This window comes from Neobacillus camarae, assembly GCF_054950115.1.
The window spans coordinates 263,685-290,439 of the sequence record NZ_JBUCKX010000004.1; the positions used below are offsets into that span (position 1 = coordinate 263,685).

Genomic DNA, 26,755 nt, shown 5'->3' on the forward strand with positions numbered 1-26,755 from the left:
TCAGTATGCCCGGACAAATGGCTTTCTCTTAACCTGAGAACCATTTGTCCGGGCTTTTTGTTTGGTTAAAAAGGGGGAGAAGGATGAAACCTTTAGTTGGCGTGATTATGGGAAGCAAGTCGGATTGGGAAACCATGAGGCATGCTTGCGAAATTCTAGATCAGCTCGAAGTGGCCTATGAAAAGAAAGTGGTATCAGCCCATCGAACACCAGATTTAATGTTTACATATGCCGAGGAGGCTAAAAATAGAGGATTAAAAGTGATCATTGCCGGTGCAGGAGGGGCAGCCCACTTGCCTGGAATGGTGGCAGCAAAAACCATCCTGCCGGTGATCGGTGTTCCCGTTCAATCGAGAGCGTTAAACGGATTGGACTCATTGCTGTCGATAGCGCAAATGCCGGGAGGAGTGCCGGTGGCAACAGTGGCCATTGGCAAAGCCGGCTCCACTAACGCGGGCCTTTTGGCTGCGCAAATTTTAGCAGTGGAGAATGCTGAGCTGGCAAAACGGTTGGAAGCCAGGCGCGAGGCAACCAAAGCGGAAGTCATAGAAAGTAGTGATGATCTTGAATAACCAAGTGATATTGCCGGGAGCAACAATCGGAATCATTGGCGGGGGACAGCTGGGCCGGATGATGGCGCTCTCTGCCAAGGCTATGGGTTATCGGATTGCCGTTTTGGAGCCGACTCCCGATTCCCCGTGCGGCCAAGTGGCCGATGTGGAAGTGATCGGCGCTTATGATGATCGAGAGGCCATCAGCCGGCTGGCGGAAATCAGTGATGTCATCACGTATGAATTTGAGAATATTGATGCCGATACCCTTGGCTGGATTTGTGACCGGGCGTATGTGCCGCAGGGCAGAATCCTCCTGACCATCACGCAGAACCGGATTACCGAAAAAGCAGCGATCCAGAGTGCCGGTGTTGAGGTAGCCCCATACGAAGTGATTCTTACTCTTGAGGATTTATTTTTAAAAATAAAAGCGATTGGCTATCCAGCTGTATTAAAGACAGCGCGGGGCGGCTATGATGGAAAAGGCCAGCTTGTTCTCAGGTCTGACCAAGATTTGGCTGAGGCCGAGCCGCTGGTCGAATCAGGCCCATGTGTGCTGGAAAAATGGATCAGGTTTGAAAAAGAAATCTCGGTCATTGTAACAAGGAAAGCAAACGGGGATACGACCTATTTTCCGGCAGCAGAAAACATCCATGTGGAGAACATCCTGCATGAAACCATCGTTCCCGCAAGAATCTCCCAGTGCCTGCAGATGAGGGCTGTGGAACAGGCGAAAATTATTGCGGATTCCTTAAATTTAGTCGGGACGTTGGCGGTCGAGATGTTTGTGACGGGAAATGAGGATATTTATATCAATGAGCTTGCTCCAAGGCCTCACAACTCCGGCCATTATACGATTGAGGCGTGTGAGACATCGCAATTTGAACAGCATGTCCGCGCTGTCTGTAACCTGCCGCTGGGCAGCACAGAGCTATTAAAACCGGTGGTTATGGTCAACCTATTAGGGGAGCATCTGGAACCCCTTTATGGGGAGATTCCTCAGTTAAGTGATTGGAAGATTCATCTGTACGGTAAAAAAGAGCCTAAAGTCAAAAGAAAAATGGGCCATGTGACGATTTTACGAGATAATGTAGAAGATGCGCTTGAAGAAGTTAGAGACAGTCGCATTTGGAATACTGTGAAGGAAAAGATCGGAGGATAAAACATGATTGATCGTTATACGAGACCGGAAATGGGAGCGATTTGGACAGAAGAGAATCGCTTCAAGGCATGGCTGGAGGTTGAAATTCTCGCCTGTGAGGCATGGGCGGAGTTGGGTGAAATCCCTAAGGCAGATGTGAAAAAGCTTCGAGAAAATGCTTCTTTCAACATCGACCGAATTAAAGAAATCGAAGAGGAAACTCGGCACGATGTGGTCGCGTTTACCCGTGCGGTTTCAGAGACGCTCGGAGAAGAGCGCAAATGGGTGCACTACGGATTAACTTCCACAGATGTCGTGGATACTGCCTTATCTTATGTATTAAAGCAGGCCAATGCCATTTTACTAAAAGACCTGGAAAACTTTGTTGAGATATTGAAGAACAAAGCTCATGAACATAAATACACCGTCATGATGGGCCGGACTCATGGTGTGCATGCGGAACCGACCACATTCGGGCTGAAATTAGCTCTTTGGCATGAGGAAATGAAACGGAACCTAGAGCGGTTTAAGCAAGCGGCAAAAGGCATCGAATTTGGAAAGATATCCGGTGCTGTTGGAACCTATGCCAACATTGACCCCTTTGTAGAGCAGTATGTTTGTGAAAAATTAGGACTCGAGGCAGCACCAATTTCAACGCAAACCCTGCAGCGTGACCGCCATGCGGCTTATATGTCCACGATCGCTTTGATTGCGACTTCCATCGAGAAGTTTGCTGTTGAGGTCCGCGGCTTGCAGAAGAGTGAAACGCGTGAAGTTGAAGAGTTTTTTGCAAAAGGCCAAAAAGGGTCTTCTGCCATGCCGCATAAGCGAAATCCAATCGGTTCCGAAAACATGACCGGAATGGCTCGCGTGATCCGCGGATACATGATGACAGCATACGAAAATGTGCCATTATGGCATGAGCGCGATATTTCGCATTCTTCTGCTGAGCGGATTATTCTGCCGGATGCGACGATTGCTTTGAATTACATGTTGAACCGTTTTGGCAACATCATTAAGAATTTGACGGTGTATCCAGAGAATATGAAGCGCAACATGGACCGTACGCTTGGCTTGATTTACTCTCAGCGGGTACTGCTTGCGTTAATCGATAAAGGATTATCCCGTGAGGAAGCTTATGATACCGTACAGCCTAAGGCCATGGAGGCATGGGAAAAACAAGTCCCATTCCGCGGATTGATTGAGGGTGAGGAAAGGATTACCTCATTGCTGTCTGCTGACGAGATTGCGGACTGCTTTGATTATAACTACCATCTCAAGCATGTGGATATGATATTTGAACGGTTAGGGTTGAATTAATTAATGAGGGGGAAGGCACGCAAGAAGTTCTACGTGACCCAACCCGAGAATATAGCAGGTTTTGGGTCGCGTAGAAAGGCTCTACGTGACCGAAACCAAAGAAAAATTGAGCTTACGGTCACGTAGGAGGGTTCTACGTGACCCCAATCAAAGAAGAGGCAAGCACAGGGTAACGTAGAAGGCCTGCCATACCCAAGACAAAAAATCGTACTGGGCAGCAAAAACAGTATCTGCTTGCATTTTTACAGACTGAAGATTCCCAATATTGCTAATTAGGAGGCAATCCAAATGAGTCAACTGTTGTATGAAGGAAAAGCCAAACGCATTTATGCTACAGACGAAGAACAAGTGGTCTTGGTGCAGTACAAAGATTCTGCCACTGCTTTTAATGGAGAAAAGAAAGCTGAAATCACCGGCAAAGGTCGTCTCAACAACGAAATTACTAGTTTGCTATTTTCCATGCTAAAAGAAAAAGGAATCGACTCGCACTTCATCAAGCGCGTCTCCGAAACAGAGCAGCTGGTGAAACGCGTATCCATCATCCCGCTGGAAGTCGTTGTTCGTAACGTAGCCGCAGGAAGCTTTTCTAAGAGGTTGGGAATCGAAGAAGGCCGGCCGCTGTCGCAGCCAATCGTTGAATTCTACTTAAAGGATGATGCACTGGGAGACCCAATCGTAACCGTCGACCATATCCTCGAACTAAAAGCTGCTACAACGGAAGAGATTGCTATTTTAAAAGAAAAGGCGTTAGAAGTTGATGCAATTTTATCGAGCTTTTTTGCAGAATTAGGCATTAACCTGATCGATTTCAAACTCGAGTTTGGCAAGGACGCACAGGGACAAATTTTATTGGCTGACGAAATTTCTCCTGATACCTGCCGCCTATGGGACAAAGAAACCAATGAAAAGCTGGATAAAGATGTATTCCGCCGCAACTTAGGAAGCTTAACCGATGCATATGAAACGATTTTAAAAAGACTTGGAGGGCATCAGCATGTTTAAAGTAAAGGTGTATGTCACATTAAGAGAAAGTGTTCTAGATCCGCAGGGAAAGGCTGTTACACAATCTCTCAACTCATTAAACTATCAGGAAGTAACCGATGTCCGTATCGGCAAATATATGGAACTCACCATTGAAAAATCAGAGCGTGACCTGAATGAGGTTATCAACGAAATTTGTACCAAACTATTAGCCAATCCGGTTATCGAAGATTATCGCTATGAGGTAGAGGAGTGTGTCGCACAGTGAAATTTGCGGTCATCGTCTTTCCTGGATCCAACTGTGATGTCGACATGTACCATAGCATCAAAGATGAACTCGGCGAAGAAGCAGAGTACGTTTGGCACGATACCGAAAGCTTAGAAGGGTTCGATGGAATCCTCCTGCCGGGTGGTTTTTCGTACGGAGATTACTTACGTACCGGTGCGATTGCCCGCTTCAGCAAAGTCATGAAGGAAGTCGTCAAAGCGGCGGAAGCCGGCAAGCCGGTGCTTGGCGTGTGCAATGGATTCCAAATCCTTCTTGAAGCAGGCCTGCTGCCTGGAGCGATGAGACGGAACGAAAGTCTATCGTTTATCTGCAAACCAGTCGAGCTAATAGTCGAAAACAATCAAACCATGTTTACGGCTGAGTACCAGCCAGGCGAATCCATCACGATCCCAGTGGCCCACGGCGAAGGCAATTACTATTGTGACGAAGAGACGCTCGAGATGCTGAAGGCGAATAACCAGATTGTATTTACCTACCAGCAAAACCCGAACGGAAGCCTTGCCGATATTGCCGGCATCACGAATGAAAAAGGCAACGTCCTTGGCATGATGCCGCACCCTGAGCGGGCCGTCGATGAGCTGTTAGGCAGTGCCGACGGGCTGAAACTTTTTCAATCAATCGTAAAATCTTGGAGGGAAGCACATGTTGTCAACGCTTGAACCAAATCCGGAACAAATTAAACAAGAGAAAATTTATCAGCAAATGGGTTTGTCCGATGAAGAGTTTGCGATGGTCGAAAAGATTCTCGGCAGGACGCCGAATTACACCGAAACGGGTTTGTTCTCGGTTATGTGGTCGGAGCATTGCAGTTATAAAAACTCCAAGCCTGTCTTAAAAAAATTCCCTACTTCCGGCCCAAGAGTTCTTCAAGGCCCAGGAGAAGGGGCTGGGATTGTCGATATCGGCGACAGCCAGGCCGTTGTGTTTAAAATTGAAAGCCATAACCACCCATCGGCGATTGAACCGTACCAAGGCGCCGCAACCGGCGTTGGCGGAATTATCCGGGATGTGTTCTCCATGGGTGCCCGCCCAATCGCGATGTTGAACTCCCTTCGCTTCGGCGAATTGGATAAAGCAAGAACTCGTTATTTATTTAAAGAAGTCGTCGCAGGCATTGCCGGCTATGGCAACTGCATCGGGATTCCAACCGTAGGCGGCGAAGTACAGTTCGATCCTTCCTACGAAGGAAACCCGCTCGTCAATGCGATGTGTGTCGGTCTGATTGACCATAAAGATATTAAAAAAGGGCAAGCGCATGGACTTGGCAACACCGTCATGTATGTCGGGGCCAAAACAGGCCGTGACGGGATTCACGGGGCAACCTTTGCGTCTGAAGAGTTGACAGAGGATTCCGATGAAAAACGTCCGGCCGTCCAAGTCGGTGACCCCTTCATGGAAAAATTGCTTCTCGAAGCCTGCCTTGAGCTCATCCATTCGGATGCCCTTGTCGGGATTCAAGATATGGGTGCAGCAGGACTTGCCAGTTCGTCTTCGGAAATGGCCAGCAAAGCCGGAATGGGCATTGAGATGAATCTGGACCTCGTTCCACAGCGGGAAACCGGCATGAACGCTTATGAAATGATGCTCTCCGAATCACAGGAACGGATGCTGATTGTCGTGAAAAAGGGCAGAGAGCAGGAAATCAAAGATCTGTTTAAAAAATATGACCTAGAAGCCGTCGCCATCGGCCAAGTAACCGACGACAAGCAGTTCCGCCTGTTCCATAAAGGCGAAGTAGTGGCCGACATTCCAGTCGATGCACTGGCAGAAGATGCACCGGTATACCAAAAACCATCAGAAGAGCCGGCTTATTTTGCGGAATTCCAAGCGATGGAAAATGAAGCACCCCAAGTAGATGACTTGAAAGAAACATTGTTACAGCTGTTAAGCCAGCCAACGATTGCCAGCAAAGAATGGGTTTACGAGCAATATGATTACATGGTCCGCACTAACACCGTTGTCGCTCCAGGTTCGGATGCTGCGGTAACCCGCATCAGGGGAACCCGCAAGGCCTTGGCCATGACGACCGATTGTAATTCCCGCTATGTTTACCTGGATCCTGTAACAGGCGGAAAAATTGCAGTGGCTGAAGCTGCCCGCAATATCATTTGTTCCGGTGCCGAGCCGTTAGCGATTACGGATAACCTCAATTTTGGCAACCCGGAAAAACCAGAAGTATTTTGGCAGATTGAAAAAGCGGCCGACGGAATCAGTGAGGCATGCCGTGTGCTTGAAACTCCAGTCATTGGCGGTAACGTGTCACTATATAACGAAACAAGCGGTACGGCGATTTACCCGACACCAGTTATTGGCATGGTCGGATTAGTTACCGACCTGGATCATATCACTACCCAGAATTTCAAAAACAACGGCGATTTGATTTATCTTGTCGGGGAAACCAAAGAGGAGTTCGGCGGCAGTGAACTGCAAAAGCTGACGTACGGGCGTATTTTTGGCAAAGCGCCGGAGCTAGATATCGAAACAGAAAAAACAAGACAACAGCAAATCCTATCGGCGATTCGCGCGGGAGTGGTTCAGTCTGCCCATGACCTGTCTGAGGGCGGTCTAGGTGTGGCCGTAGCTGAAAGTCTATTCGACAGTGAAACACTTGGAGCGGAAATCAGCATTAAAGGAAATCCTGTTACAGCCTTATTCAGTGAGACCCAATCTCGTTTTCTATTAACGGTGAAAAAAGACCAACAAGCAGAGTTTGAAGGTTTAGTAGAAGAAGCCCAGCTAATTGGTGAAATCAACAATTCTGGAACATTAACTGTTACGGATGAAGGTCAAACGGTCGTTGCGGCACCGGTTGCAGAATTAAAGGCCGCTTGGAGAGGAGCGATCCCATGCTTGCTGAAATCAAGGGATTAAATGAGGAGTGCGGCATTTTTGGCGTTTGGGGACACCCGGATGCTTCCCAGCTGACTTATTATGGGCTTCATAGCTTGCAGCACCGCGGTCAGGAAGGCACCGGCATTGTGGTTTCTGACGGAAATACCCTTAAAGGAAAAAAGGGCGAAGGACTGGTTACGGAAATTTTTACAGCGGATACCATCAAGGAATTACCTGGAAATGCTGCGATTGGCCACGTCCGATATGCGACGGCAGGAGGCGGAGGCTATGAAAATGTCCAGCCGCTCTTGTTCCATTCGCAAACTGGCAGCCTGGCCCTTGCCCATAATGGCAACCTAGTCAATGCTAATTCGTTGAAGCATCAGCTTGAAGCACAGGGAAGCATTTTTCAAACAAGCTCCGATTCGGAAGTGTTAGCCCATTTAATCAGAAGAAGCGGCTTCCCGCATATCAAGGATCAGGTGAAAAATGCGCTTTCGATGCTAAAAGGGGCTTATGCCTATTTAATCATGACCGAAAACGAATTAATGGCGGCGCTGGACCCGCATGGACTCAGGCCGCTGTCACTTGGCTGCCTGGGAGATGCTTATGTGCTGGCATCCGAAACCTGTGCCTTTGACGTGATAGGTGCTGAGTACATCCGTGACATCGAGCCCGGTGAACTGCTCATCATTAACAACGACGGAATTACTTCCGAGCGGTTTTCTCACAGCTCGACCAAAGCCATCTGCATGATGGAATATGTTTATTTTTCCAGACCGGACAGCAACATTCACGGAATCAATGTTCATACGGCCCGTAAGAATATGGGGAAACGCCTAGCGATTGAGGCGCCATTCGAAGCCGATGTCGTAACCGGGGTTCCGGATTCGAGCATTTCCGCCGCCATCGGGTATGCCGAGGCTTCTGGCATCCCCTATGAAATGGGACTGATTAAAAATAAATATGTCGGACGGACATTTATTCAACCTTCGCAGTCACTTAGGGAACAGGGCGTCAAAATGAAATTGTCCGCCGTCCGCGGAGTGGTGGAGGGCAAGCGGGTCGTCATGGTCGACGATTCGATTGTCCGCGGCACCACCAGCCGAAGGATCGTCAAAATGCTAAAAGAAGCGGGCGCAACCGAAGTCCATGTCGTCATCAGTTCGCCACCGATTAAAAATCCTTGTTTTTACGGCATCGATACCTCATCGAAAGAAGAACTGATTGCTTCAGATAAAACCGTTGAAGAAATTCGTCAAATCATCGGGGCGGATACATTGACGTTTTTAAGTCTTGAGGGAATGGCGACGGCTATTACCCAAACGGAAGGATTGAACGGCTTCTGTCTTGGCTGCTTTACCGGAAATTATCCAACCGAGATTTATCCAGATACACTACAATACTATTACCAAAGGGGATGACGATCATGGCGAATGCCTACAAAGAAGCGGGAGTCAATATCGAGGCAGGCTATGAAGCAGTCGCCCGAATGAAAAAGCATGTCCAAAGAACAGCAAGGGCTGGTGTAGTTGGGGGCCTTGGCGGTTTTGGCGGCATGTTTGATCTTTCCACACTGAACTTGAAAGAGCCAGTTTTGGTGTCAGGGACGGACGGGGTCGGAACCAAGTTGATGCTGGCGTTTATGCTCGATAAGCACGATACAATTGGCATTGATGCTGTAGCCATGTGCGTAAATGATATTGTCGTCCAAGGCGCGGAGCCGCTTTACTTTTTAGACTATATCGCCTGCGGTAAGGCGCTTCCTGAAAAAATTGAGGCGATTGTCCAAGGCGTGGCCGATGGCTGCGAGCAAGCCGGCTGTGCCTTAATTGGCGGGGAAACAGCAGAAATGCCCGGGCTTTACCGCGAAAAAGAATATGACTTGGCAGGATTTTCGGTCGGAGCCTGTGAAAAATCACAATTGGTGACCGGGGAGAACATCAAGCCGGGCGATGTCCTGATTGGCCTTGCTTCCAGCGGAATCCACAGCAATGGGTATTCCCTGGTCAGAAAAGTCTTTAACAACTGGTCATTGATTGAACATGTAAACGAACTTGGCTGCACCTTGGGCGAGGAATTGCTGAAGCCAACGAAGATTTACGTCAAGTCCATTTTATCAGCTCTTCAAAAATTCAACCTCAAAGGCATGGCCCATATCACAGGCGGCGGGTTTATTGAAAATATCCCGCGGATGCTGCCTAATGGGCTGGGGGCTGAACTCGACGAAAAGAGCTGGGAAATCCCGAATATCTTCAAACTCATCTCTGAGGTTGGACAAATCGAATACAAAGAGATGTATAATATTTTTAACATGGGAATTGGCATGGTCATCGCTGTGGAACCAACCGATGCCGAGGCAGTCCTTGAGTTATTCAGTGAATGCGGCGAAACGGCCTATGAAATCGGCGTCGTGACCGAACAGGAAGGAATTCAAATCAACGGATTTCGAGGCCGCCGATGAAGAAAATAGCCGTCTTTGCCTCGGGAAACGGAAGCAACTTTCAAGCGTTTATTGATCGTGTTCAAGCAGGTGATATGAAGGCAGAAATCTCGCTGTTGGTTTGCGACCGGCCTGGTGCACTTTGCGCCGGCCGGGCAAAGGCGGCGGGAATCCCGTCTTTTGTTTTTAACCCAAAGGATTTCCCAAGCAAAGACGCCTTTGAAGAGGAAATTTGCCGGCAATTAAGGAACTTGCAAGTGGAATGGGTCGTCCTCGCGGGATATATGCGGCTGGTCGGCCCCACATTGTTAACGGAATATAGGGGGCGGATTCTGAATATCCATCCCTCCTTGCTGCCAGACTTCCCTGGCAAGGATGCGGTTGGTCAAGCTCTGGCCGCAGGAGCAAAATGGAGCGGGGTTACCATTCATTTTGTCGACGAGGGAATGGATACCGGCCCGATTATTGTCCAGGAGCGGGTACGCATCGAGGAAAATGAAACAAAAGAGAGTTTGCAACAAAAAATCCAGGGGATTGAACATAAACTTTACCCGGAAATTCTGCAAATGCTGCTAACAAGAGGAGAGGTTAAACATGACGAAAAAACGGGCACTTATTAGTGTTTCAGATAAAAATGGCGTAGGGGAATTTGCCAAACAACTAGCTGAACTCGGCTTTGAGATCATTTCAACCGGCGGGACGAAAAAAATGCTCCAGGAGCAGGGAATCCCTGTCATCAGTGTCAGCGACGTAACTGGATTTCCGGAAATTTTAGACGGCCGCGTCAAAACACTCAATCCATTTATTCACGGCGGGCTGCTGGCTAAACATGAGGATGAGAGCCACAAACAGCAGCTTATGGAGCATGGAATCGATCCAATCCAGGTGGTCTGTGTCAACCTGTACCCATTCCAGCAGACGATTGAAAAACCGGATGTGACGGTGGCGGAAGCGATTGAAAATATTGATATCGGCGGTCCGTCCATGCTGCGTTCATCTGCGAAAAACCACCAATATGTAACGGTTGTTGTGGATCCGGCGGATTACGGCACAGTTATTGAAGAATTAACGGCGAACGGGGAAACTTCCCTTGAAACAAGAACAAAGCTTGCTGCAAAAGTGTTCCGCCATACAGCCGCTTATGACGCCTTGATTGCTGAATACATGACCAACTTGGCACAAGAAGAAACACCGGAAAAATTAACGGTTACCTATGAATTAAAGCAGCCGCTCCGCTATGGCGAGAACCCGCATCAAAAGGCCGCTTTTTATAAAAAACCGCTCGGTTCGGAATTTTCTATTGCTTATGCCACACAGCTTCATGGAAAAGAGCTTTCCTATAACAACATCAATGATGCCGATGCGGCCTTGCAAATTGTCAAAGAGTTTGACGAGCCGGCAGCCGTAGCTGTGAAACACATGAATCCATGCGGCGTCGGAGTGGGCAAAAGCACTTTTGAGGCATTTGAAAAAGCATTTGCGGCCGATCCGGTTTCCATTTTTGGAGGCATTGTCGCATTTAACCGCGAAGTGGATGCCGAGACAGCAAGCAAGCTTCATGAAATATTCTTGGAGATTGTGATTGCACCATCCTACTCAGAGGAAGCCGTCACGATTTTAACCGGCAAAAAGAATATCCGCCTGCTGACCATTCCATTTGAACAAGGCAGAAAACCGGAAGTGAAATTGACCACTGTTGAAGGCGGCTTGCTCGTCCAGGAACGGGATGCATATTCACTTGAGAATGCCACCATCACCGTACCAACCAAAAGACAGCCGACACCTGAAGAGTGGGAAGCGTTGAAGCTTGGCTGGAAAGTGGTAAAGCATGTGAAATCCAATGCGATTGTAGTTTCCAGCAATGAAATGACGCTTGGAGTCGGTGCCGGTCAAATGAACCGTGTCGGTTCGGCTGAAATCGCCCTTAAGCAGGCAGGTGCCAAAGCAGAAGGCGCAGCATTAGCTTCTGATGCCTTTTTCCCAATGGACGATACCGTAGAAGCAGCCGCTAAAGCGGGTATTACGGCCATCATCCAGCCGGGAGGTTCGAAGAAAGACCAAGACTCCATTGATATGGCGGATAAATACGGTATTGCCATGGTATTTACTGGGGTCAGACATTTTAAACACTAATCGGAGGTGATTTAGAGTGAAGGTTTTAGTGATTGGCCGTGGAGGAAGAGAACACGCGATTTGCCAAAAGGTCAGCCAAAGTGAGCTTGTGGAAAAGGTGTATGTTGCGCCAGGCAATGCAGGCATGAAGGATGTAGCAGAATTGGTTTCCATTGATGAGTCAGCCCAAGACCAGCTGATCGATTTTGCCCAGCAAGAGGGTATCGGCTTAACTATCATCGGACCGGAAGTCCCGCTCTTGGCGGGCTTAGCAAACCGGTTTGAAGCGGTGGGGCTAAAGGTATTTGGCCCGCGGCAGGCGGCTGCTGAAATCGAGGGCAGTAAGGCATTTGCCAAAGAACTGATGAAAAAGTACGAAATTCCAACAGCTGAATATGCTGTGTTCACTTCCTTTGAGGAAGCAAGCCAATATGTAAAGGAAAAGGGCGCCCCGATTGTCATTAAAGCGGACGGTCTGGCTGCCGGTAAAGGGGTAACGGTGGCATTGACAGTGGAGGAAGCGCTGGCAAGCCTGAAGAACATGTTAGTGGGCAAGCAATTCGGAGATGCCTCTTCTCAGGTGGTCATCGAAGAATTTTTGGCAGGAGAAGAGTTTTCCTTAATGGCCTTTGTCAATGGCGAAGTGGTGGTGCCTTTAGAGATTGCCCAGGACCATAAACGGGCATTTGACGGGGACCAAGGGCCGAATACCGGTGGCATGGGAGCTTATTCACCTGTCCCCCATATCGGTGCGGAAACGATCCAAACAGCTGTGGAAACTGTATTGATTCCGGCGGCCAAAGCGATGGTTCAGGAGAACCGAAGCTTCTGCGGCATTCTGTATGCTGGGCTGATTAAAACAGTGAACGGGCCAAAGGTGATTGAATTTAATGCCCGGTTTGGCGACCCGGAAACACAGGTTATTTTGCCTAGATTAAACTCTGATTTAGTACAAGTCATTTTGGAATTGTTAGACGGCAAATCTCCGGAGCTTGTATGGGATCCTCAATCGATGTTGGGTGTGGTTGTGGCTTCTAAAGGGTATCCGGGTGACTATCAAAAGGGTGCGGTACTGAGCGGGCTTAATCAGTTGGGAAGTTCAGTTCATGTGTTTCACGCAGGTACGCGTAAAAATGAGTCGGATGAATTTGTCACGGATGGCGGACGGGTTCTTCTCGTTGGTGCGAAGGGCCAGACTTTGCTCGATGCCCAGGAAAAGGTCTACGTCGAACTGCAAAAATTGACGTGTGACGGGGTATTTTATCGGAAAGATATCGGTGCAAAAGCTATACAGCCCGTTCTTTAGAGCGGGCAACAAATACGCCAAATCGAAGGTTGGGAAAACCATTCCCATACTTTTCAAGGGCTGCTCCTATTGGGGCAGCCCTATTTATACGTTCTTGGAGTTTTTCTGATAAATTCACTATGTTTCCTGATAAATTGAAAATTTTCCTGATATATTTATTTTTTTACTGATAAATTGAAAATTTTCCCGATATATTTCAATTTTTCCTGATATCGCAGACTTTTCTCCAAATTAGTTCGGAGGAGTCTGACCTTCGGCAACCCCTTCCATGCTGTCGCGCGATGCGGTGGTACCATCTGTTGTGCGGGAATGCTGTCCTTCAGATTGATGGCCGCCCCCAGATGAACCACTGTTCATATTGCCCTGATAATTTTCATATAATGCTGTAACCGGACAATATCGGACGATACCTTCCGCCACTTTCATTGCGGCGCAAATTGCCACAAGCAAGTAGGAATCCCGCCATGGTTTTTTTACCATTTTCGCTGTGGTCCAAGAAAGCAAGGTCAGCCCAAGCGTAATGCGGATTAATGCATTCAAAATTCCGATATTTTGTTTTACTTTCATTTTGTTCACTCCTTCACAATTTTTTTGGTGAAATTTTGAAATTCTTTACTGCGTTAAACAATAAAATATGATAGTATAATAACTAAAGAAATTTTGTAAGGGCTTTCTTTATGATAAAATCAACTTTTTACGATATACAACTGTTTTAAAGGAGGGCTTTGTGTGCTAGAACAACGCTACAGATGGAAAAATAAACATTTGCGCACGCATGTATCTGTACTGGATGGGAGTACCGCTCCCACCATGTTATTGAAAAATGCGCTGTATTTAAATCAAACATTCCGTAAATGGATGAGAGCGAATATATGGATTTATCAAGATCGAATTGTTTATGTTGGCGACCAGCTGCCAGCCAAACTGGACAATTGTGAAGTCCTGGATTGCACGGACCAAATACTCGTACCAGGATACATTGAACCACATGCTCATCCATTTCAACTTTATAATCCCCAAACACTCGCCGAATATGCGTCCCAATTTGGAACGACCATGATGATTAATGACAATATGGCGCTTGCTTTGCATTTGCCAAAAGAGGAAGCGTTTTCACTGGTGAATCAGTTCGGAACGATGCCGACTACGATGTTTTGGTGGTGCCGATTTGATTCGCAGACAGAAATTTTGGATGAAGTCGAGGTTTTTTCACACAGTAATATTAAATCATGGCTTGATTACGATGGGGTGCTTCAAGGCGGGGAACTGACCGGATGGCCAAAATTGCTGGATGGCGACGACATGATGCTGCACTGGATTCAGGAAGCCAAGCGAAAACGCAAAAAAATCGAAGGCCATTTTCCGGGAGCCTCCGAAAAGACTTTGGCGAAAATGATGCTGCTTGGAGCCGATTGTGACCACGAAGCCATCAATGGGGAAGAGGTATACAATCGCTTGATGCAGGGCTATACTGTGTCATTAAGGCACTCGTCGATTCGCCCGGACCTGCCGAACCTTTTGGATGATATGAAAAGGCTGGGAATTGAAGCGTATGATAGATTGCTAGTAAATACGGACGGGTCGACGCCGTTGTTTTACCGTCAAGGGGTGACCGACCTGCTGATTCGGATGATGATCGAAAAAGGCATCCCGGTTATCGATGCTTATAATATGGCCACCGTCAATATTGCCAGATATTATAATCTTGATCATTTATATGGCAATATCGCAACCGGACGTGTGGCAAATATTAACTTCCTAGCAAGCATTGATAATCCGACACCTGTCTCGGTATTGGCGAAAGGAAAATGGGTGAAGCGCGACGGCGTTAAGGTCGACGGGGCTTATCCAAAGTTTAACTGGGATGAATACGGACTGACACCGATGAACCTGGACTGGAAGTTAACTATGGATGATTTGCAATTCTCCATGCCGTTTGGAATTGAAATGGTTAATGCGGTCATCACGAAACCATACTCGATATCGATTGATGTTTCTAATGATGAATTGCCGATGACCCATGATGAGAGTTTCTTTACCCTGATGGACCGTGATGGAAAATGGCGGATTAATACGATGTTAAAGGGCTTTACCAACAAGCTTTCTGCTCTAGCGAGTTCGTTTTCCAACACGGGAGATATTATTTTAATAGGAAAAAGCAAGCCTGATATGCTGGCTGCTTTTAATAGAATGAAAGAATTGGGCGGGGGAATTGTGATAGTCGAAAAAGGCGAAGTGGTTTTTGAACTTCCTCTCCCGTTAAGCGGAGTGATGTCCGACCTCCCGTTGGAAGAATTGGCAGAGCAGGAACAAATACTGACAGACGAACTGGCGGCCAGAGGGTATTCGTATTTGAATCCGATTTACAGTATGTTATTCTTCTCCGCCACTCATCTGCCCTACATTCGCATTACCCAGCAAGGAATGTATGATGTCATGAATAAAACAGTACTCTTTCCGTCAATAATGCGTTAAACTGTAATTGAGTAAAGAACTAACGCGTGAAAGTAAAAGGGGCTATAATGATATATAGGGGGTTCATTCATGAGAAAATGGGCTATCGCCATAGCCGCTGTCCTCTTATTGTTCACTGGCTGCAGCAAGAAAGAAACAGTAAAGGCACCCGAATCGAAACAAAATCAGGAAGAGACAGTTAAAGAGCAAAAACCGGCAGTGAAAGAACAGGAAAGTCCCAATGTTTATCCGTTGACAGGAATCAAGTCGGATGCCAGTACGGAAGGAAGGGCGGTTGCCGTTATGGTCAACAACCATCCGCTGGCAAGGCCGCAATCTGGTTTATCGAAAGCCGATATTGTTTATGAAATGATTGCCGAAGGGGACGTCACAAGGTTCCTGGCCGTGTTTCAAAGTGAAAAGCCGACAAATATCGGGCCTGTACGCAGCGCAAGGGCGTATTATATCGAATTGGCAAAAGGGTTGAATGCTTTTTATGTGGCCCATGGCTACAGCGAAGAAGCCAGGCAGATGCTTGTGAGCAATTATGTGGATAACATAAACGGCATGGATTATGACGGAACTTTGTTCAAGCGGTCGAGCACGAGAAAAGCGCCTCACAACTCCTATATCACCTATGAGAATGTTTTAAAGGGTGCGGAAATGAAAAAATACTCGATGGACCAAACCCCGCCAAGCTTTAAGTTTTTAACAGACGAGGAAAAGCAGGCCTTAACAGGAAACCCAGGGAACTCTGTTATGATTGTTTATTCCCATGGCGGAATCTCCAATTGCATGTATGAGTTCGATCCTGCTTTGGGCAAATATAAACGGTTCAACGGCGCCAAGCAAACCGTTGAGCTAGATACCAATGAACCAGTTTTATTAGACAATGTTTTCATTATTGAAGCCAATCACAAAGTGGTGGATTCGACGGGCCATTTGTCCATTGATTTAAAATCGGGCGGCAAAGGCTATTTATTGCAAATGGGCAAAGTCAATGAAGTGAACTGGATGAACAAAAACGGCGAAATCGTTCCGGTGAAAGACGGGAAAGAGGCCGGGCTGGTCCCAGGCAAAACATGGGTCAATGTCGTTCCTTCGAACCCAGGGCTTGCCCAAAGCGTTTCATTTGAAGCAAATTGATTATTTTATGAAAAGAAGGGGTATAAAAAGATGCAAATTGATAAATTACGCGGCAAAGAACTTGATCAATTGTTTAATTCGATCCTTTCGCTAAAAGATTTAGAAGAATGCTATCGTTTTTTTGATGATTTATGTACCATCAATGAGATTCAGGCCTTGGCCCAACGTCTTGAAGTAGCCAGGATGCTGCGCGAGAAGAAAACCTATCACGTAATTGAATCGGAAACAGGCGCAAGTACGGCCACGATATCGCGGGTGAAGCGCTGCTTGAACTTCGGGAATGACAGCTATGAAATGGTGTTAGATCGCCTGAATGGGCAGGAAGAAGCGACTGAGGCAGCGGAGTGATAATAGAAGAGTGAAGCACATGGGGGAGATAAACCTCATGTGCTTTTTTATGTTTTTTCTGGTATTTGTGAATCGAATACTCTGGCTGAGGATATTCCATTTTGTTCCAAAAATAAGTCGTAAATACTCGAGAATCGGACGTAAGTACTTAAAAAAATGTCGTAAATGTCCCGACATAGGTCGTAACTGAGGTTAGTCTTAAAAGTGGACACGTTAAAATGAGATTTAGTTTATAATACAATCATCATTAATAAGGGACGTGTTCACTATGGGTAAGCACCATACTCAAGAATACAGGGATTATGTTTGTAAATTAATTGTTGAAGAAGGCAGGAAAGCTACAGATGTCGCATACGAGCTTGAAATATCCACTAAGACGATTAGCCGGTGGGTGACAGTTTATAGAGCGAAAATAAATGCTGGGAAGACAAGTGAGAACTATATTACACCCACAGAACTAGAAAAACTAAAAAAGCAACATGAGAAAGAGCTTCAACAGTTAAAAGAGGAGAATGAAATTCTAAAAAAGGCCATGCACATCTTCACGAAAAACCAAGCGTGATTTATAAATTTATTCAAGCCCACTCTGATGAACACACTGTGGCGAAGATGTGCAAAGTTCTTAAAGTATCATCAAGTGGCTACTATAAATGGGTCAAAAATCTGAACAATCCTCTTTCTGAGAAGGAGGACTATCGTTTAGAGCTCCAGCAGAAGATTAGTAAGTCCTATCATGAAAGTTTTGGAACGTACGGTAGTCCTAGAGTGCATTCTGATCTTCTGGACTGGGGATATATCATTTCCCAAAAAACGGTCGCTCGAATGATGAAAGAAATGGGATTAAAAGCCATTCCAACAGAAAAGTTTGTGGTTACTACGGATTCCAATCATGACTTAAATATTTATCCTAACCTTTTAGATCGCCAATTCAACGTAAAGGAGCCTAATCAAGCCTGGGTAGCTGATATTACGTATATTTGGACACTTGAAGGATGGGTTTATTTATCATCGGTCATGGATTTATTTTCTAGAAAAATTGTAGGGTGGAGTATGGCTTCACACATGAAGAAAGAGTTATCCATTCAAGCGTTAAATATGGCGATTGTTTCAAGGCAGCCTGGAGAAGGCTTAATTCATCACTCGGATCGTGGTTCTCAGTATTGTTCGCATGATTATGTTGATATTTTGAAAGAGAAAAAATTGCAAATCAGTATGAGTAAAAAAGGCGACCCGTACGATAATGCTTGTATTGAATCGTTTCACGCAACTATCAAGAAAGAGCTAATTTACAGGAGACGCTTTACTACAAGGGCTGAAGCTATAAAAGCCATTAATTATTATATTAGTGGTTTTTATAACGAAAGACGAAAGCATTCGACCTTAGGAAACCAATCACCGAATCAATTTGAGAGAAGTCACCAACAAAATGAAGTAGAAAAAATCTCGTAATATAGCCATTTGGTGTTAGAAATAGTCAATCATGTTTTTCGATTGACTATTTCTAATACGGACCAAACGAAGTGCGGTAGTGGTTTTGTTTAATAATGTCTCAAATTTTATTGTCCACTTTCTTGACAGAAGACCATAACTCCCGCAAAGCAGGCCGTAATGGTCAAAAAATAGGCCGTCAGGAAACTTAGCAGGCCATTGGATACTATTTCTATTTCTAGATGTATTGTTTCCTTTTTTTAATTGTCCATGCAATGCTATAATGGTGAAATGGAAAGAAATATAGGAGGCTCCTCTCATGTACGATGTTCGCGAATGGCGCCATGTATTTAAATTAGATCCCAATAAAGAGATCTCGGATGATCAATTAGAAGAAATCTGCGAATCAGGTACCAACGCTGTCCTCATAGGAGGAACAGATGGGGTGACTCTCGATAACGTGCTGCACTTAATGGCAAGAGTCCGGCGTTACACGGTTCCTTGTGTGCTTGAAGTTTCCAGCATCGAGACAGTTACGCCCGGATTTGATCTCTATTTTATCCCGACTGTGTTAAACAGCCGTAATCCTGAATGGATTACTGGCATGCACCATCAGGCAGTGAAGGAATTCGGCGAAATTATGGATTGGCACGAGATTGTGATGGAGGGCTATTGCATTTTGAACGAAGACTGCAAAGCCGCTGCACTCACTTCAGCTAAGACCCATTTAACCACCGAAGACGTAAAAGCCTATGCCATGATGGCCGACAAAATGTTCCATTTGCCGATTTTTTATCTGGAATACAGCGGAACATACGGGGACCCCAATTTGGTGGCTGAAGTAAAAAAAACTCTCACGAACTCTAACACGACCCTGTTTTATGGCGGAGGAATTTCGGGACCTGGGCAAGCAGCAGAAATGGCCGCGCATTCGGATGTCATTGTCGTTGGAAATGCCATCTACGAAAATTTTGAAGCAGCACTAGCAACCGTAAAGAGTGTTCAATAGGAATTTGCCAATAAACGGAAAGAACGATATGATAAATAGTAAGAACAAATGTTTGGTTTTGGGGTGAAAACATGCAATATTTAACAGATAAATTATTGAATGGGTTGAATCCGGAACAGCAAAATGCCGTCAAAGCGACGGATGGGCCGCTGCTCATTATGGCTGGTGCCGGTAGTGGTAAGACCAGAGTTCTTACCCATCGGATTGGGTATTTAATCGTTGAAAAAAGGGTAAATCCCTATAATATCCTGGCCATCACGTTTACCAACAAAGCAGCCCGTGAGATGAGAGACCGGATTGGCAAAATGATGGGCGGTACAGCAGACGATATCTGGATTTCGACGTTCCACTCGATGTGCGTGCGAATCCTGCGCCGGGACATTGACCGCATCGGTTTCAACCGTAATTTCACGATTTTGGATACAACCGACCAGCAATCGGTCATTAAAGGGATTCTAAAGGATAAAAATATTGACCCGAAAAAATTTGATCCGCGGGCCATGTTAGGGGCGATCAGTTCAGCGAAGAATGAATTGATTGATCCCGAAGAGTATGAGAAAACAGCGGGTGGCTATTTTGAACAAGTCGTCAGCGATGTGTATAAGGAATATCAAAAGCGGCTGCGGAAAAATCAGGCGCTCGACTTTGACGACCTGATCATGAAAACCATTCAACTGTTTGAACGCATTCCGGACGTATTGGAATACTACCAACGAAAGTTCCAATATATCCACGTGGATGAGTATCAGGACACCAACCGTGCCCAATATATGTTAGTTAAAAAAATGGCAGCCCGGTTTAAAAACCTTTGTGTCGTGGGTGACTCTGACCAATCGATTTACCGCTGGCGGGGAGCGGACATTGCCAACATCCTGTCATTCGAAAAGGATTACCCGAATGCAACGGTGATCCTCCTTGAGCAAAACTACCGTTCGACCAAACGGATTTTGCTGGCCGCCAACAAAGTGATTGAAAACAACTTTAACCGCAAGGCTAAAAATCTTTGGACAGAAAACCCGGAAGGCAACAAAATCGTCTATTACCGTGCCGACAGTGAGCAGGGAGAAGCCCAGTTTGTCGCCGGAAAAATAAAAGAATTAACCCGCGATAACAAGACCCGTCTGTCGGACATCGCCATCCTTTATCGGACCAATGCCCAGTCCCGTGTAATGGAGGAAGTGCTGTTAAAATCGACTATCAGTTACTCGATTGTCGGCGGCACCAAATTCTATGATCGGAAAGAAATTAAGGACATGCTGGCCTATTTGCGGTTAATTTCCAACCCGGATGATGATATCAGCTTGCAGCGGATTATCAATGTTCCAAAACGGGGAATCGGTTCAAGCTCATTTGATAAGATTGCGAATTACGCGGCGGAGCATGATATTTCCATTTTTAAGACCCTCGACTCGGTTGAACTGTTGGGATTAAGCCCAAAAATCACCAAAGCGGCCAGGGAATTCCGTGATTTAATTACTAATTACACGAGAATGCAGGAATACTTATCCGTTACCGAATTAGTCGAAGAAGTTCTTGATAAAACAGGTTACACAGAAATGCTTAAAGCAGAAAAGTCACTGGAAGCACAGAGCCGTTTAGAGAACCTTGAGGAATTATTGTCGGTTACCAAAAACTTTGAGGAATCCAGTGAAGATAAGAGCCTTGTTGCGTTCCTGACGGATTTGGCCCTTGTCGCTGACATCGACTCGATGGACGATGACGGGGAAAAGTCCGATGCTGTTGTCTTGATGACGCTGCACTCGGCAAAAGGATTGGAGTTCCCGGTTGTCTTCTTAATCGGTTTAGAAGAGGGCGTCTTCCCGCATAGCCGTTCCCTTATGGAAGAGGCAGAAATGGAAGAGGAACGCCGGCTCGCGTATGTCGGAATCACCAGAGCGGAGCAAACTCTATTCCTGACGAACGCTCAAATGAGAACATTGTTTGGCCGCACCAATATGAATCCTGCCTCCCGATTCATTAAGGAAATTCCAGAAGATCTTCTAGAAGGAATGGAGCGGGAATCCACTTCATTTGGATCACGGCCGTTTGGTTCTCCATCACGTCCGTCCATGGGTGCAGCCAGAAGTTCAGTTGGAGGAACTTCTCCGGCACCGAGAAAACCTGTGACCCGACCGGTTGCCGCTGCATCCGGCGGGGATGAACTCGGCTGGAAGGTCGGCGATAAAGCCGAGCACGGCAAATGGGGAATCGGAACCGTCGTCAGTGTCAAAGGCCAAGGCGAAGGAACCGAACTCGACATCGCCTTCCCAAGCCCGACCGGCATCAAACGCCTACTGGCGAAATTCGCACCAATCAAAAAAGCATAACCGGGGACAACAGGTCCCCACCGCGCTAAAGCGGTAATGCAATGGGGGACAGGCCCCCATCACACTAAAGCGTTAAACTGATGATCTTTTGATGAAAGGGCTGGAGTTATGGACCTTCAAAGCGCTGAGCTGCGTGTCAAGGAATTACAAAACTTGTTAAATCAATATGGTTATGAATATTATGTGCTTGATAAGCCGTCTGTACCGGATGCGGAGTATGACCAGCTAATGCAGGAACTAATCAAGCTTGAAGAGGAGTTCCCGCAATTAAAAACACCAGACTCCCCGACACAGCGGGTAGGTGGCGCGGTTCTCGATATGTTCGAAAAAGTGGAGCATAACATTCCGATGTTAAGTCTCGGCAATGCTTTTAACGAGCAGGATTTGCGGGACTTCGACGCGCGGGTCCGCAAAGCGGTCGGTGACAATGTTTCCTATGTCTGCGAACTGAAAATTGATGGATTGGCCGTTTCCCTGCGCTATCAAGACGGTTTGTTTGTACAAGGGGCGACCCGCGGCGATGGCACGATTGGCGAGGATATTACGGCCAACTTAAGAACGATTCAATCGGTTCCGCTCCGGTTAAAGGAACCCATTTCCATAGAGGTGCGCGGTGAGGCCTACATGCCGAAGCGCTCCTTCAACGCCCTGAATGAGACAAGAAAGGAACGGGGCGAAGAACTGTTCGCCAACCCAAGGAACGCCGCAGCCGGATCGCTGCGCCAGTTGGATCCGAAAATTGCCTCATCCCGTAAATTAGATACATTTTTATATGCCATCGGCAATCCGGAAGTCATTGGCGTAGATTCCCATAGCGAAGGTCTTGATTATTTAGATCGTCTAGGCTTTAAAACCAATAAAGAACGAAGAAAATGTGCCACCATTGATGAGGTGCTCGAGTATATAAGCGGCTGGACAGAGAAGCGCCCACATTTGGCCTATGAGATTGACGGGATTGTAATCAAGGTCGATTCCCTTGTGCAGCAGGCAGATCTCGGGACTACGGCCAAAAGCCCGCGCTGGGCCATTGCCTATAAATTCCCGGCAGAAGAAGTCGTCACGACTTTGTTAGCCATTGAACTTAGTGTCGGAAGGACCGGTGTTATTACCCCGACGGCGATTCTTGAGCCTGTAAAAGTGGCGGGTACAACCGTACAACGCGCCTCTCTGCACAATGAAGATTTAATTAGGGAAAAAGATATTAAAATCGGCGACAAAGTGGTCGTGAAAAAAGCGGGTGACATTATCCCTGAGGTTGTCAATGTGCTGGCTGACCAACGGACCGGGGAAGAAATGGACTTCCATATGCCAACCCATTGTCCGGAGTGTGAGAGTGAGTTAGTCCGGCTTGAGGGGGAAGTGGCCTTGCGCTGCATCAATCCCAAATGTCCGGCGCAAATTCGCGAAGGCTTAATTCATTTTGTATCACGAGATGCGATGAACATTGAAGGACTTGGGGAAAAGGTCATCAGCCAACTGTTTGCTGAACAATTAATCAGCGACGTGGCCGATATCTATAGACTTACCCGTGAACAGCTGATTTCACTTGAACGGATGGGGGAAAAGTCGGTTTCTAACCTGTTAGAAGCCATTGAGGCATCCAAAGCCAATTCGCTTGAAAAGCTGGTATTTGGTCTGGGGATCCGTTTGGTCGGGGCGAAAGCAGCTAAAACGCTCGCCCAGCAGTTTGGGACCATGGAACGGCTGGCGGCTGCCTCCCAAGAGGATTTGACCGCTATCAATGAAATCGGCGATAAAATGGCCGATTCCATTGTGAACTATTTTGAAATGGAAGAAGCCCAAGAATTGATTGAGGAACTAAAATCCTTCGGGGTGAACATGGAATACAAAGGAGCAAGACCGGTGTCGGCAGCGGAATCAGATTCTATTTTTGCCGGAAAAACCGTCGTGCTCACCGGAAAGCTTGAACAATTATCAAGAAATGAAGCGAAGGAAAAGATTGAAGCCTTCGGCGGCAATGTGGCTGGCAGTGTCAGCAAGAAAACCCATTTAGTGATTGCCGGCGCCGATGCGGGCTCGAAACTGACCAAGGCACAAGAACTTGGTATTGAAATCTGGGATGAAGAGAAGCTCTTGGAAGAGTTGAATAAGTAAGAGGTGGAAGATGTGAGAAAGTTCTCGGTTCTCGCTCTCTCCCTTGTCTTTTTGCTAACTGCCTGTGCTCCTAATTTTGGCAAGCAAAACGAAGTCGTCCAAACAAAAGAGGAGGACAAGGGGAAGGCGATTATTCCAAAGTACAACATTTCGGACAGCTATTATCGGACAATCTTGCCATTTGAGCCAAGTGAAACTCGTGGACTGGTCGTGAATAACATCAATACACGCTACGACTTGAACGAGTTTGAAATGGGTCTCATGAGGATTGCCCAAAATAGCTTTGACACGGAGAAATATTATTTTCGCGAAGGCCAAGAAGTTAATTCCAAAACCATTAAAGCTTGGCTTAACCGACAATACACGCCTGAACAGTTAAAAGCGGGAAATATCAAGGCAGAAGATAACGTCGGGCTAAATCCGGTTAATACAGGATCAGCTGAAGACCCAAGCTCCCCAATCTATTTGGCCCATATTTTGGAGCATGATTATCTAACAAAAGACGATAAAGGCAATGTTTCTTTAGGGGGCATTACGATCGGTCTTGCTTTAAACTCCGTTTATTATTATAAGGTCCAGCAGGGCGACGGAACGATTCAAAAAGAGCAAAAAATTGATGCGGCTGAAATGGAAAACCAAGGCAGGAAAATAGCGGAGGAAGTCATCAAGCGGATGCGAGGCATGAAAGATCTCGCGGATGTTCCGATTACAATTGCGCTATTTGCACAGGAAAGCAAAAACTCCGTTGTGCCGGGGAATTTTATTGCTTACTCAACGGTTGATAAAGGAAGCTCCAATTTGAATGACTGGGAAAAGGTCAATGAAAAGTATTACTTATTCCCATCCACCGAAGCCGAGAAGGACCATCGGGATGATGAGACGGCTTTCCTTAATTTTAAACAAGACGTCGAGGAATATTTTCCAAACTTTAATGGAGTGATTGGAAGAGCCTTTTACGGGGGCGACCAGCTCCAGGAGTTAAATATTACGATCCCGATTCAATTCTATGGAAAAACCGAAGGAGTCGGCTTTACACAATATGTAACAGGATTGGTGATGGAGCACTTCCCTAAGTATATCTCCGTTTCTGTCAGTGTGACATCCGTAGACGGTCCTGAAGCGCTGATCGTCCGCAAAGCTGATGCCGACGAACCATTTGTATATGTTTATCAATAAATAAGATCCGGCTGCGGCCGGGTCTTTTTGTTTTGAACGGACAAAATTGCCATTCATAAACGGGCTTAAAAAAACGGTGGAAATCTTCCCAAAATGAGTTTTAAGGCCTAATTATTCCCCCTGATTCCTAAACGATTGATGCAATGAATATTATCAAGTAGAATGAAAATTAGATGTAAACGCTTTACATGTGCGAGGGAGGGGTAGAAAAATGGTGCAGCCATACAAGCATGAACCATTAACTGATTTTTCCATTGAGGAAAACCGCCAGGCCTATCTGCAGGCTTTAAAAACGGTAGAAGGTTATCTTGGCAAGGATTATGACCTTATTATCGGAGGCGAAAAAGTTTCTACAGAAGATAAAATCATCTCCGTGAACCCAGCCAAAAAAGAAGAAGTGATTGGACGTGTATCCAAGGCGAATCAGGAGCTAGCGGAAAAAGCCATGCAGGCAGCAGTGGAAGCGTTCAAGACTTGGAAAAAAACAAAGCCGGAGACCCGTGCAGATGTGCTGTTTAAAGCAGCAGCGATTATTCGCCGCCGCAAGCACGAGTTCTCTGCGGTAATGACAATGGAAGCCGGCAAACCGTGGAAAGAGGCGGATGCCGATACAGCAGAAGGAATCGACTTCTTGGAATACTATGGCCGTCAGATGCTCTCTCTTAAAGATGGCATGCCGGTCCAAAGCCGGCCTAATGAATTTAACCGGTATAATTATATTCCACTTGGTGTCGGCATCATCATTTCACCATGGAATTTCCCATTTGCGATAATGGCAGGCACTACCGTAGCTGCTATCGTTTCTGGTAACACCGTATTATTAAAACCGGCGTCCACAACACCAGTGATTGCGGCTAAGTTTGTCGAAGTTATGGAAGAAGCGGGCCTGCCTAAAGGCGTGCTGAACTTTGTTCCAGGCAGCGGCGCGGAAGTCGGTGACTATTTAGTGGACCATAAAGATACCCGTTTCATCAGCTTCACCGGATCCCGTGATGTGGGTCTTCGGATTTTTGAACGGTCTTCGAAAATTAGCGAAGGGCAAATCTGGATGAAACGCCTGATTGCAGAAATGGGAGGAAAAGACACGATTGTCGTCGACAGTGAGGCAGACCTTGAGCTTGCAGCCCAATCCATTGTTGCTTCTGCCTTCGGTTTCTCCGGGCAAAAATGCTCTGCCTGCTCCCGGGCGATAGTGGTGCAAGAAGTTTATGATCAAGTGCTGAACCGTGTGGTTGAATTAACCAATCAATTATCGGTTGGCGACCCAGCCGATTCCAGCCACTTCATGGGGCCGGTTAATGATTATGGAGCCTTTAAAAAGATCATGGAATATATTGAGATTGGAAAACAAGAAGGCAAGTTAATGACAGGCGGGGAAGGAGATAACTCCAAAGGCTTCTTTATCCAACCCACTGTTTTTGCGGACCTTGACCCGAAAGCCCGCATCATGCAGGAAGAAATCTTCGGGCCGGTTGTCGGCTTTACAAAGGCAAAGGATTTTGATGAAGCGATAGAAATCGCCAACAACACAGAGTATGGCCTAACTGGCGCAGTAATCTCCAGAAACCGTGCCCATATCGAAAAAGCGCGTGAAGATTTTCATGTGGGTAACCTGTATATCAACCGCGGCTGCACAGGCGCCATTGTCGGTTATCAGCCATTTGGCGGCTTCAATATGTCCGGTACCGACTCCAAAGCCGGCGGACCTGATTATTTATTGCTCCATATGCAGGCGAAAACAACTTCAGAATTATTTTAGTAGAATAGCAGAAACCTC

Annotated in this window: 23 protein-coding genes; 22 read left to right on the forward strand and 1 reads right to left on the reverse strand. The window is 46.5% G+C overall.

Going from position 1 to position 26,755, the window contains the following annotated elements:
• Positions 1-83: 83 nt before the first annotated feature.
• The 12 genes from purE (at position 84) to purD (ending at position 12,975) form a co-directional block, all read left to right on the forward strand.
• The gene (gene purE, locus ACY8D0_RS22760) at positions 84-572 is read left to right on the forward strand and encodes a 5-(carboxyamino)imidazole ribonucleotide mutase (protein WP_462412735.1); all 489 of its coding nucleotides are present in this window, start codon (positions 84-86) and stop codon (positions 570-572) included.
• Complete coding sequence (gene purK / locus ACY8D0_RS22765) at positions 559-1,713, forward strand: 5-(carboxyamino)imidazole ribonucleotide synthase (RefSeq protein WP_462412736.1); 1,155 nt, start codon at positions 559-561, stop codon at positions 1,711-1,713. The genes purE and purK overlap by 14 nt, the downstream gene beginning before the upstream one ends.
• Before the next feature lie 3 nt (positions 1,714-1,716).
• Positions 1,717-3,012: an adenylosuccinate lyase gene (gene purB, locus ACY8D0_RS22770; RefSeq protein ID WP_462412737.1), complete on the forward strand. Its 1,296-nt coding sequence runs from the start codon at positions 1,717-1,719 to the stop codon at positions 3,010-3,012.
• A 288-nt stretch (positions 3,013-3,300) separates the two neighbouring features.
• Positions 3,301-4,014, forward strand: coding sequence for a phosphoribosylaminoimidazolesuccinocarboxamide synthase (purC, locus tag ACY8D0_RS22775; RefSeq protein WP_462412738.1), 714 nt, complete (start codon positions 3,301-3,303; stop codon positions 4,012-4,014).
• Positions 4,007-4,261, forward strand: a complete 255-nt coding sequence (purS, locus tag ACY8D0_RS22780) for a phosphoribosylformylglycinamidine synthase subunit PurS (protein WP_462412739.1) — start codon at positions 4,007-4,009, stop codon at positions 4,259-4,261. The genes purC and purS overlap by 8 nt, the downstream gene beginning before the upstream one ends.
• Positions 4,258-4,941 (forward strand): phosphoribosylformylglycinamidine synthase subunit PurQ, encoded by a 684-nt coding sequence (purQ, locus tag ACY8D0_RS22785; protein WP_462412740.1) that lies wholly within the window; start codon positions 4,258-4,260, stop codon positions 4,939-4,941. The genes purS and purQ overlap by 4 nt, the downstream gene beginning before the upstream one ends.
• A complete protein-coding gene (gene purL / locus ACY8D0_RS22790; protein ID WP_462412741.1) occupies positions 4,925-7,153 on the forward strand; it encodes a phosphoribosylformylglycinamidine synthase subunit PurL in 2,229 nt (742 codons plus the stop codon). Before purQ ends, purL begins: the two co-directional genes overlap by 17 nt.
• A complete protein-coding gene (gene purF / locus ACY8D0_RS22795; RefSeq protein WP_462412742.1) occupies positions 7,129-8,538 on the forward strand; it encodes an amidophosphoribosyltransferase in 1,410 nt (469 codons plus the stop codon). Before purL ends, purF begins: the two co-directional genes overlap by 25 nt.
• A 5-nt stretch (positions 8,539-8,543) precedes the next feature.
• On the forward strand, positions 8,544-9,578 hold the full coding sequence (gene purM / locus ACY8D0_RS22800) for a phosphoribosylformylglycinamidine cyclo-ligase (protein ID WP_462412743.1): 1,035 nt from the start codon (positions 8,544-8,546) through the stop codon (positions 9,576-9,578).
• Positions 9,575-10,177, forward strand: coding sequence for a phosphoribosylglycinamide formyltransferase (gene purN, locus ACY8D0_RS22805; protein ID WP_462412744.1), 603 nt, complete (start codon positions 9,575-9,577; stop codon positions 10,175-10,177). Before purM ends, purN begins: the two co-directional genes overlap by 4 nt.
• The gene (purH, locus tag ACY8D0_RS22810) at positions 10,152-11,690 is read left to right on the forward strand and encodes a bifunctional phosphoribosylaminoimidazolecarboxamide formyltransferase/IMP cyclohydrolase (RefSeq protein ID WP_462412745.1); all 1,539 of its coding nucleotides are present in this window, start codon (positions 10,152-10,154) and stop codon (positions 11,688-11,690) included. The genes purN and purH overlap by 26 nt, the downstream gene beginning before the upstream one ends.
• Positions 11,691-11,706: 16 nt before the next feature.
• A complete protein-coding gene (gene purD / locus ACY8D0_RS22815; RefSeq protein ID WP_462412746.1) occupies positions 11,707-12,975 on the forward strand; it encodes a phosphoribosylamine--glycine ligase in 1,269 nt (422 codons plus the stop codon).
• A gap of 231 nt (positions 12,976-13,206) precedes the next feature.
• Here the strand turns inward: purD and ACY8D0_RS22820 are convergent, their stop codons facing one another.
• Positions 13,207-13,542 (reverse strand): YgaP family membrane protein, encoded by a 336-nt coding sequence (locus tag ACY8D0_RS22820; protein ID WP_462412747.1) that lies wholly within the window; start codon positions 13,540-13,542, stop codon positions 13,207-13,209.
• Between the two features lie 162 nt (positions 13,543-13,704).
• Here ACY8D0_RS22820 and ACY8D0_RS22825 point away from each other — a divergent pair, with 162 nt between their 5' ends.
• The 10 genes from ACY8D0_RS22825 (at position 13,705) to pruA (ending at position 26,737) form a co-directional block, all read left to right on the forward strand.
• Positions 13,705-15,450, forward strand: a complete 1,746-nt coding sequence (locus tag ACY8D0_RS22825; protein WP_462412748.1) for an adenine deaminase C-terminal domain-containing protein — start codon at positions 13,705-13,707, stop codon at positions 15,448-15,450.
• A gap of 69 nt (positions 15,451-15,519) precedes the next feature.
• Complete coding sequence (locus ACY8D0_RS22830; protein ID WP_462412749.1) at positions 15,520-16,575, forward strand: DUF3048 domain-containing protein; 1,056 nt, start codon at positions 15,520-15,522, stop codon at positions 16,573-16,575.
• 30 nt (positions 16,576-16,605) lie between these two features.
• Positions 16,606-16,923: a YerC/YecD family TrpR-related protein gene (locus ACY8D0_RS22835; protein WP_462412750.1), complete on the forward strand. Its 318-nt coding sequence runs from the start codon at positions 16,606-16,608 to the stop codon at positions 16,921-16,923.
• A 268-nt stretch (positions 16,924-17,191) separates the two neighbouring features.
• Positions 17,192-17,485 (forward strand): transposase, encoded by a 294-nt coding sequence (locus tag ACY8D0_RS22840; protein ID WP_462408624.1) that lies wholly within the window; start codon positions 17,192-17,194, stop codon positions 17,483-17,485.
• Positions 17,482-18,372 carry an IS3 family transposase gene (locus ACY8D0_RS22845; RefSeq protein ID WP_462408623.1) on the forward strand — a complete coding sequence of 297 codons (891 nt, stop codon included), beginning with the start codon at positions 17,482-17,484 and terminating at the stop codon, positions 18,370-18,372. The genes ACY8D0_RS22840 and ACY8D0_RS22845 overlap by 4 nt, the downstream gene beginning before the upstream one ends.
• 298 nt (positions 18,373-18,670) lie before the next feature.
• Positions 18,671-19,360 (forward strand): heptaprenylglyceryl phosphate synthase, encoded by a 690-nt coding sequence (gene pcrB, locus ACY8D0_RS22850; protein ID WP_462412751.1) that lies wholly within the window; start codon positions 18,671-18,673, stop codon positions 19,358-19,360.
• A gap of 71 nt (positions 19,361-19,431) precedes the next feature.
• The gene (gene pcrA, locus ACY8D0_RS22855) at positions 19,432-21,687 is read left to right on the forward strand and encodes a DNA helicase PcrA (RefSeq protein ID WP_462412752.1); all 2,256 of its coding nucleotides are present in this window, start codon (positions 19,432-19,434) and stop codon (positions 21,685-21,687) included.
• Positions 21,688-21,795: 108 nt separating this feature from the next.
• The gene (ligA, locus tag ACY8D0_RS22860; RefSeq protein WP_462412753.1) at positions 21,796-23,802 is read left to right on the forward strand and encodes an NAD-dependent DNA ligase LigA; all 2,007 of its coding nucleotides are present in this window, start codon (positions 21,796-21,798) and stop codon (positions 23,800-23,802) included.
• Positions 23,803-23,814: 12 nt separating this feature from the next.
• Positions 23,815-24,978: a CamS family sex pheromone protein gene (locus tag ACY8D0_RS22865; RefSeq protein ID WP_462412754.1), complete on the forward strand. Its 1,164-nt coding sequence runs from the start codon at positions 23,815-23,817 to the stop codon at positions 24,976-24,978.
• A gap of 211 nt (positions 24,979-25,189) precedes the next feature.
• Positions 25,190-26,737 carry an L-glutamate gamma-semialdehyde dehydrogenase gene (gene pruA, locus ACY8D0_RS22870; protein ID WP_462412755.1) on the forward strand — a complete coding sequence of 516 codons (1,548 nt, stop codon included), beginning with the start codon at positions 25,190-25,192 and terminating at the stop codon, positions 26,735-26,737.
• Positions 26,738-26,755 lie beyond the last annotated feature (18 nt).